We start from the raw sequence: 7,351 nt of genomic DNA on the forward strand, positions 1-7,351 counted from the left end.
TGCCCCGGTCCCGCAAGCCCCTGTTCCGCCTGGCTCAGACAGGCGGTTTTCTCTTTTCCTGCCGTGCCTTTGCCTGAACAATCCCGCAATACACGCCCTGCGCGCATGAGCATGCCGCCTCTTGCTCTCCCCTGTTTTTCAGCTTGGCCCTTAATTTGCATTTAGTCAGTGTGCTGTCAAACATACGGCACAACGGCAATAACGGGCGGCGCAACCGCCGTCAGTCAAAGGAAAGGCCATGCAGGTAAAGACGTTCACCGGCACCACATCGCAGGAGATTCTGGCAAGAATCAAGGCCGAAATGGGGCCAGATGCCGTCATCCTGGGCAACCGCACCTACCGCAAGAACGGCGCGGTCTGCCACGAAATCACGGCGGGGATGGAGCGCCCCCAGTCCGCTAACGGCGCGTCCGGCGGCACTCCGGGCGGATGGGGCGAATGGCACAAGGAGTGGCAGCAGATCAAGGATCAACTCTTTGCCCTTATGAAGCCCGCCATCCAGCTTGAGCGCCTGACCCCCCGTCAGCGCGTTGCCCTTGAGTATCTCCAGCGCGAAGGAATTTCTGACGCTGTGGCCGTGGACCTGTACCAGCGCCTAGTGGCGCAGCCCGGCGCATCCGTGCTGGAATGCCTGTGCGGCATGGTTCCGGTCAAGGGATGGGGTCCGGCGTACTGGGATCAGCGGCTGCACCTGATGGCGGGGCCGTTCGGCTTCGGCAAAACCACTACTGCCCTGCGCTTTGCCCTGCACCGCCGCAAGGCGGAACCTGAAGCGCGCATAGCCTTCATCAATGCCGACTGCCTGCGCGGCAACGGTCGTCTGGTGCTGCGGCACTGGGCTGAACTTTCAAATTTCAGCTACCTTGAAGCCCCGGACAAGGCCGCCATGCAGGAAGCGCTGCGGGCTACGGCCGATGCAGATGCCGTGTTCATAGACGTTCCCGGCCTTGACCGCACCACAAGTCTTGTGCAATGGCGCGAAGAAATGGGTCTGGCACAGGTGGACGCCGCCACGCATCTCACGCTTTCTCCCTATTGCGATGCCGTGCAGATTCAGGCATTTCTGCACCGCTACAAATGCGACGGCCCGGGGTCCCTGGTATGGACAAAGCTGGACGAAGCCGTGAGCTTTGGTACTATAGTCAACGTGGCGTGCGCCGCCGGTTTGCCCATATCGGCACTGTCTTATGGCGCGGAACTCAAGGAGAGCCTTGCCCCGGCCACGGAGCCGCTGGTGTGGCGACTGATTTTCAAAAGGCAAATCCCCGGCCAGGCGGCTTAAGCACGGCCTAAACTATGCGGAGCACACAGATGAGCGGCACATTCCCCCTGGTATTTTCCGTCACTTCCGGCAAGGGCGGGGTAGGCAAGACCAATGTTTCGGTCAACCTGGCCATCTGCCTTGCGCAGCTTGGCAAACAGGTGGTGCTCATTGATGCGGACCTGGGCCTTGCCAACGTGGACGTGGTGCTTGGCCTTACGCCGCAGAAAAATATCTTTCATCTCTTTCACGAGGGCGCCAGCGTGGGCGACATCCTTTTTCCCACGCCTTACGGATTTTCCATCCTGCCCGCCTCTTCGGGCATGAGCGAAATGCTCACCCTCTCCACAGGCCAGAAGCTGGAACTGCTGGACGCCGTGGATGAGCTGGAAGACGACCTTGATTACCTCATCGTGGACACCGGGGCGGGCATCAGCGACAATGTTCTCTACTTCAACATGGCCGCCCAGGAGCGCCTTGTGGTGCTCACCCCCGAGCCGACGTCTCTTACAGACGCCTACGCCCTCATCAAGGTTCTCAAGACCAACCACGGCGTGGAGCGCTTCAGGGTATGCGTCAACATGGCCCCGGACCAGAAGACCGCCAAGGAAATGTTTGTGCGGCTGGCCCAGGCCTGCGACCACTTTTTAAGCGGTGTTTCACTGGAGCTTGTAAGCGTCATCCCGCGCGATACGGGCGTGCGCAAGGCCGTTGTGCAGCAGTTGCCCTTCTGCATCAGTGAGCCGCAAAGCCCGGCATCACGCGCCGTCATGGATCTGGCGCGGGGCATAACGCAGTGGGATGTGCCCGAAAATCTTGACGGCAACATCAAATTTTTCTGGAAAAAACTGCTTTTCCGCTAGGATATCTATTTTGGCCCAGGCAGGCGGGCATCAGTTCCGCCCCAACATCAACCTTAACGTGGAATAACGCGTTCTGCACAGCCTGGCGGGCAAGGGCAGCGGCGCACAACCGGCATTCAGCATGCCACGGGGTGGAAGAGGCAAAACCGGAAGGATAGCAACATGAAAACCGGAACAGCCCAAGCGCATACCCCCGGCCCCTGGGAAGCGCTCGAAACCGGGGCAACCGCCTGGGAAAATTTTTCTCCGGCAGAGCAGGAAGCCGTGGTGCGTCATTATGCACCCAAAATCCGCTTTCTGGCCCTGCGTCTCAAGGCCAAGCTGCCGCGCAGCGTGGAACTGGGCGAACTCATCAGCTCCGGAACGCTCGGCCTTATGGAGGCCCTGGGCAAGTTTCGTCCGCAGTTGGGCATACGCTTTGAAACCTACGCTGAAAGCCGCATTCGCGGTGCCATGCTGGACGAATTGCGCAGGCTGGACTGGTTCCCCCGCTCTTTGCGCCAGCGGGTGCGCATTCTTGATGAAGCCATGCGCAAGGTGGAGCACGAGCACGGCCGCCAAGCCACGGAAGAAGAGCTTCAGGCCATTACCGACCTTCCCCTGCGGGACGTGCGCCAGGGGCTTGAAGCGCTGCAAAACCAACTTTGGCTCTCACTGGACGCCATACAGGACACCATCTCGGGTGATGCCCAGGAACCCGGAGGAGAACCCTACCGCAAAACAGCTTTTCGTGAATTGGTGGAAAGGGTTGCCCCTCTTATAGATCGCTTGACGCCAAGAGAAAAGCTGGTACTGTCACTCTACTATACTGATGAGCTGAATATGCGTGAAACTGCTGAAGTCATGGGCATCACAGAAGGCCGCGTTTCACAGTTGCATTCACAGGCCCTGAGCCGCCTGCGCAAAGAATTCGTCAGCCTGTATGGTGAGGACGCTGACATATAACGATGCTACGGGCAGGCGCGAACATCGCGGCAAGCCCCGCTACGGCGCCCCCGCAGGCGTTAAGGAGCTTTCAACATGCCTTACAATCCCAATATGCGTGTTCTTGTGGTTGACGACTTTTCCACCATGCGCCGCATTGTGCGCAACATTCTGCGCCAGATCGGCTTTCAGAACGTGGTGGAGGCCGATGACGGCACCACCGCATGGGAAGTGCTCAACCGCGAAAAAATAGACTTTATCGTGTCAGACTGGAATATGCCCAACATGACGGGTATTGAGCTTCTGCGCAAAGTGCGCGCCAGCGAACAGTTCGCGCACATTCCCTTTCTTATGGTTACGGCCGAAGCCCAGCAGGAAAACATTATCGAAGCCGTGCAAGCCAAGGTTTCCAACTATATCGTCAAGCCGTTCACTGCTGACACCATGAAGCAGAAGATCGACAAAATCTTCGGCTGATCCGTTGTGGGGGCGCTCCTGCGGGCGGCAGGCCCCTGCGTGGCGGCCAGGAGAACCTTGTGGCAAACAAGACAGACGTCAAAGACGCTCCCGCCAGGGACGAAATGCAGATATCACTGGGGCCGGACCCGGCCGTGCGCAAGGTGGATCTGGATCTTGACGACGCCCCATTCCTGAAAGAAGAACAGGAAGCAGCCAGTCCGGCCGTACAGGATGACAAAAAGCTTCCCGCCCAGGTTGCCCCTGATCCAAAAGCAGAAAAAAAACAAAAGCTTCTTATTCTCGGCGCCGGGGCCGTTGCCCTTCTGCTGATTCTTGGCGCCGCCGTGTGGTGGTTTTTTCTGCGTACGCCGCCGCCCCCTCCCCTTGAAATCAAGCCCGAAGTCATTGTGGTTCCGTCCCAGCCCGTGGATGTGCCGCCCGCCGATTATGTCAAAGAGCTGGCCCCCTTTGTGGTTCCCCGTCAGGTGGACGGCATGGCCCGCTTTCTGGTGTGCAAATTTTCGACAATCAGCAAGAGTTCCAGCGTCAGCGGCGAGATGGATCACAAGATGATCTCCTTGCGCGACGCCCTGTTCTTCTATCTGAGCGGCAAGAGTGACGACTACTTGCTTAACCCGGGCAATGCTGTCACCATCAAGAGAGATCTGACGAGCATTCTTAATGACTACCTGTCCTCGGGTCGCATTGATGACGTGCTTTTTGAAAGCTATCTTGCGGAATAAGGCAGAACCGCGCTGACGCACGGCGCTGCCCGCCAGCCGGGCAGCCTGCCACAGCCGCTGAAAAAACGGCGACTCCCGGAAAACCGGATGCAGTGCAACATACCGGTTTTCAGCAGGCCATCGGCGAAAAAACGCTTTTGCAACCACAGCCATCGCCCGGCAGCATCCGGAATTTTATGGTCGCACACCTTGCACAACACTGTTCCGACAACCGTAAGGGTACGCGCCCGTAACAAGGGCCGGGTGTACACGCCCCAACGGCACATCGAAGCGGGGAGACAAAAAACACTCGAATAACCTGCTCTAGCCCACGGAGACCGCCATGAGCGTTGACGCCACCATGGCCGTGCTGTATGCCCAGACAGGCATGGCTACCTCCATGGCCAATGCGGCAGCTGTAGGCCCGCAGGCCGCTGCTGCCATGTCGCGGGTGCTTGCCGCTGAAATGGCCCGGCAGGAACGGCAGCAAATCGCCAAGAGCGAGGCGGGCGACAAGGCCCACCTGTCGCCCGATGCAGATGGCGGCCCACCTGTGCCGCAGTTCGGCAGCCGCCGCCGCAAACGCCCGCCGCCACCGCCGCCGGAAGCCAGTGATGCCCCGCGCGAGCCGGAATCCCCCTTGGTGGGCAAACTTCTGAATGTTAAAGTATGAATGCCAATCTCGTTTTCGCCCTCATTATCGCTTTTTCCATTCTTGAACTGGCTATTCTTGGCGGTGTGCTCTTTTTCTACCTGCGCCTGCGACGTTCGGAAACCATGCTCAACGCCCTGCAGGGCAATCAGGAAGCGCTGCTGGCCCGCATCGAAATGAACGCGCGGCTGGAGCGGGAAATTGTGGCAACCTTTGCCCAGCGTCAGGCCGAACTGCAAAACCTGGACGCAAAACTTGAGGAGCGCGCACAGGAACTGCGCCGCCTGCTGGAACAGGCCGAAGGCATCAGCCGCTCGCCCCAGTTCCTGCGCGAAATCATCCTCAACGGCAGGCGCAAGGGTCTTTCAAGCCGCCAGATCGCCCGCAACGCAGGCCTGAGCGTGGACGAGGTTGATCTGATCCTGGCGCAGGAAACAGACTAACAATCGCCGCTTGAAATGGCTGCTTGACGGCCAATCAAGTTCACCTTGCAAGCATTTTGCAAGGCCCTTGAAGAAACACGGCCTGACTGCCTCCCCCTCTGCCGCCCGCCGCGCAAGCAAGCCGGGTAAGAACAGCCGGAACACCGCAACCGGCAACGGTTCCGCATCCACACCCACACCTGGCATCGTGTTCAGAAAGCCGCTTCGCGCCTTTTGCCGTGGCGCAAAATGAGCGGCCTCAGACCAGGCACGCCACCTTCTCAGGAAGTCGCTTCGCCCTCCTCCCCTCCTTCACCCCAGATTCTGCGGCTTTTAAGCACCTTTTTGCGCACACCGGCCCAGGTTTCGCGCGTCAGGGCCGAGGTGTCCATGCGGTCCAGCATTTCGACGTACAAGGCCTGGGGAACGGCAAAGCTGAGTTCGTCAGCCTTCATGTATTTGCGGGCGGAAGGGTCAAAGCCACCGATCACCGCGCAGGGCTGCCCACGCCGTTCATACACCAGCGGCCAGGCGATGATGTTGGTACAGCCCGCACCGAACGGTGAGACAACTCCGGTATGGCTGCCCACAGTATAGCAGGCCAGGTTGTGCAGCCCGGTAATGACCTCCGGCCGCGCGAAAAAGACCACCACCAGCGGCGGCTCCGCGGAGCTGAACTGCTCCAGCGGCTTGATTACGCAATATTTGCCCTCCTGCAGGGGCGGCGCACAATCTTCCATAAAAGCCACCATACTTTCGGGCGAAGGCAGATAATGCTCCCCTTCAATGGGCGTTCCCGGCATTCCGGTGGAGACGTAGCGAACGTTCATATCAAGATAGGGGGCGTACACGCCGGAATAGTACCCGCCCCCCATACAGCCGCATTCCTTGTGGCTTATCCACGCCGCCGTGCGCTTTTTACGCGCCAGCCGTATATTGCCGATAATGCATGAAAAAGCGCCGAAAGCTTTTTGCCAGTCGATCTCTCCTGCGGTCTCACGCTCACGGCTGAAGATTTCTCCGGCTTTGGGGCCGAAGCCTTCCGGCTTTACATCCGTATAATACACTCCCATCGGGGCCTCGTTATGGCCCAGAAGGTCCAGCAATTTCCGCGTCTGCTTGACAAGTTCCTGCATTGCGCACTCCTCGGTCAGGGGTTCCGGCGGCCTTGCACCCGCCATGCGGCTCCCGGCACGCGTGGCTGTAAGGCACACACGGGTATCCGGTTCAGTTCCGCATAACATCTTTTACGCCGGGAGGTAAGGCCTCGAAGCCGATCAGCGTGCCGTTGCACAAGGGGCGCAACATGTACGCATACACAGGAAAAGGCGAAACATGTGGAAGAAGTGGACGAAACAGGAGCAAAAAGGCAGCACAAAGAAAAGCCCGGCGAAACGGTTCCGCTATGGAGCCGCCTTGCCAGGCCTGCAAATGCGGGCAGCGGGCAACGGCTTGTGCCGCCGCCCGCTGCCAAAGGCGTAAACTGCTGTCAAACGCCGGAACCGGTTTGTGCAACCATTGAGAATGGCTGCATTCTCAATGGCAATACACGCTAGTCCCAGTGGCGCTTGTCTTCGATGGGCCGGATCTGCGGGGGCAGGCTGCCGGGAGCCAGCACACGCAGTTCGGGGCGCAGTTTGATCTTTTCGCGGAACTGGTGCAGCAGTTCCTCTTCGCGCTTGAAGGCGCTTGTTTCCACAAAAAGGGTCATTTCATCGATGCCGCCGGGGTTGGTGACCTCGATCTGCCAACGCTTGATTTCTTCAAAGCGGCTCATGACCTGCTCAACCTGATGCGGGTAGACAAACATGCCCATGATGCGGGCAGTTGTGTCCACGCGGCCCACAATGCTGCCCAGACGCGGGCTGGTACGGCCGCAGGCGCAGGGGCTGCGATCAATGTACGAAAGGTCGCCCGTAGCCAGACGGATGAGCGGATAGGTCTTGTTGAATGCCGTGACCACAATTTCGCCCACTTCGCCGTCCTTGAGCGGAATGCCCGTGTCAGGATGGCAAATTTCCACAAAGCAGCGGTTAGCCACATGCAGA

8 protein-coding genes and 1 pseudogene are annotated in these 7,351 nt (G+C 59.1%); 7 read left to right on the forward strand and 2 right to left on the reverse strand.

What is annotated here, in order from left to right; translation table 11 throughout:
- Positions 1-238 precede the first annotated feature (238 nt).
- The 7 genes from QZ377_RS06055 (at position 239) to QZ377_RS06085 (ending at position 5,324) form a co-directional block, all read left to right on the forward strand.
- Positions 239-1,282 (forward strand): flagellar biosynthesis protein FlhF, encoded by a 1,044-nt coding sequence (locus tag QZ377_RS06055; RefSeq protein ID WP_291440298.1) that lies wholly within the window; start codon positions 239-241, stop codon positions 1,280-1,282.
- A gap of 29 nt (positions 1,283-1,311) precedes the next feature.
- Positions 1,312-2,124, forward strand: coding sequence for a MinD/ParA family protein (locus QZ377_RS06060; RefSeq protein ID WP_291440299.1), 813 nt, complete (start codon positions 1,312-1,314; stop codon positions 2,122-2,124).
- A gap of 162 nt (positions 2,125-2,286) precedes the next feature.
- Entirely contained in the window at positions 2,287-3,069 is a 783-nt protein-coding gene (locus QZ377_RS06065) for a FliA/WhiG family RNA polymerase sigma factor (protein WP_291440300.1), read from the forward strand.
- Between the two features lie 75 nt (positions 3,070-3,144).
- Positions 3,145-3,525, forward strand: coding sequence for a chemotaxis response regulator CheY (locus tag QZ377_RS06070; protein WP_012623969.1), 381 nt, complete (start codon positions 3,145-3,147; stop codon positions 3,523-3,525).
- A 59-nt stretch (positions 3,526-3,584) separates the two neighbouring features.
- Positions 3,585-4,250, forward strand: a complete 666-nt coding sequence (locus QZ377_RS06075; protein ID WP_291440301.1) for a flagellar basal body-associated FliL family protein — start codon at positions 3,585-3,587, stop codon at positions 4,248-4,250.
- A 322-nt stretch (positions 4,251-4,572) separates the two neighbouring features.
- Positions 4,573-4,902 carry a hypothetical protein gene (locus QZ377_RS06080; RefSeq protein WP_291440302.1) on the forward strand — a complete coding sequence of 110 codons (330 nt, stop codon included), beginning with the start codon at positions 4,573-4,575 and terminating at the stop codon, positions 4,900-4,902.
- A complete protein-coding gene (locus QZ377_RS06085) occupies positions 4,899-5,324 on the forward strand; it encodes a hypothetical protein (RefSeq protein WP_012623966.1) in 426 nt (141 codons plus the stop codon). The genes QZ377_RS06080 and QZ377_RS06085 overlap by 4 nt, the downstream gene beginning before the upstream one ends.
- Before the next feature lie 260 nt (positions 5,325-5,584).
- On the opposite strand, the gene QZ377_RS06090 is transcribed toward QZ377_RS06085, so the two are convergent.
- Both QZ377_RS06090 and QZ377_RS06095 read right to left on the reverse strand, forming a co-directional pair.
- On the reverse strand, positions 5,585-6,439 hold the full coding sequence (locus tag QZ377_RS06090) for a DUF169 domain-containing protein (protein WP_291440303.1): 855 nt from the start codon (positions 6,437-6,439) through the stop codon (positions 5,585-5,587).
- A 416-nt stretch (positions 6,440-6,855) separates the two neighbouring features.
- A pseudogene (locus QZ377_RS06095) lies at positions 6,856-7,351 on the reverse strand (phenylacetate--CoA ligase family protein); the annotation flags it as partial.

Source organism: Desulfovibrio sp. (genome assembly GCF_019424165.1).
Lineage (GTDB): Bacteria > Desulfobacterota > Desulfovibrionia > Desulfovibrionales > Desulfovibrionaceae > Desulfovibrio.

What these genes read in the sequence shown, in the direction of transcription:
- QZ377_RS06055 (WP_291440298.1), top strand. Translation starts at nt 239, where the DNA reads ATGCAGGTAAAGACGTTCACCGGCACCACATCGCAGGAGATTCTGGCA.
- QZ377_RS06060 (WP_291440299.1), top strand. Translation starts at nt 1,312, where the DNA reads ATGAGCGGCACATTCCCCCTGGTATTTTCCGTCACTTCCGGCAAGGGC.
- QZ377_RS06065 (WP_291440300.1), top strand. Translation starts at nt 2,287, where the DNA reads ATGAAAACCGGAACAGCCCAAGCGCATACCCCCGGCCCCTGGGAAGCG.
- QZ377_RS06070 (WP_012623969.1), top strand. Translation starts at nt 3,145, where the DNA reads ATGCCTTACAATCCCAATATGCGTGTTCTTGTGGTTGACGACTTTTCC.
- QZ377_RS06080 (WP_291440302.1), top strand. Translation starts at nt 4,573, where the DNA reads ATGAGCGTTGACGCCACCATGGCCGTGCTGTATGCCCAGACAGGCATG.
- QZ377_RS06085 (WP_012623966.1), top strand. Translation starts at nt 4,899, where the DNA reads ATGAATGCCAATCTCGTTTTCGCCCTCATTATCGCTTTTTCCATTCTT.
- QZ377_RS06090 (WP_291440303.1), bottom strand. Translation starts at nt 6,439, where the DNA reads ATGCAGGAACTTGTCAAGCAGACGCGGAAATTGCTGGACCTTCTGGGC.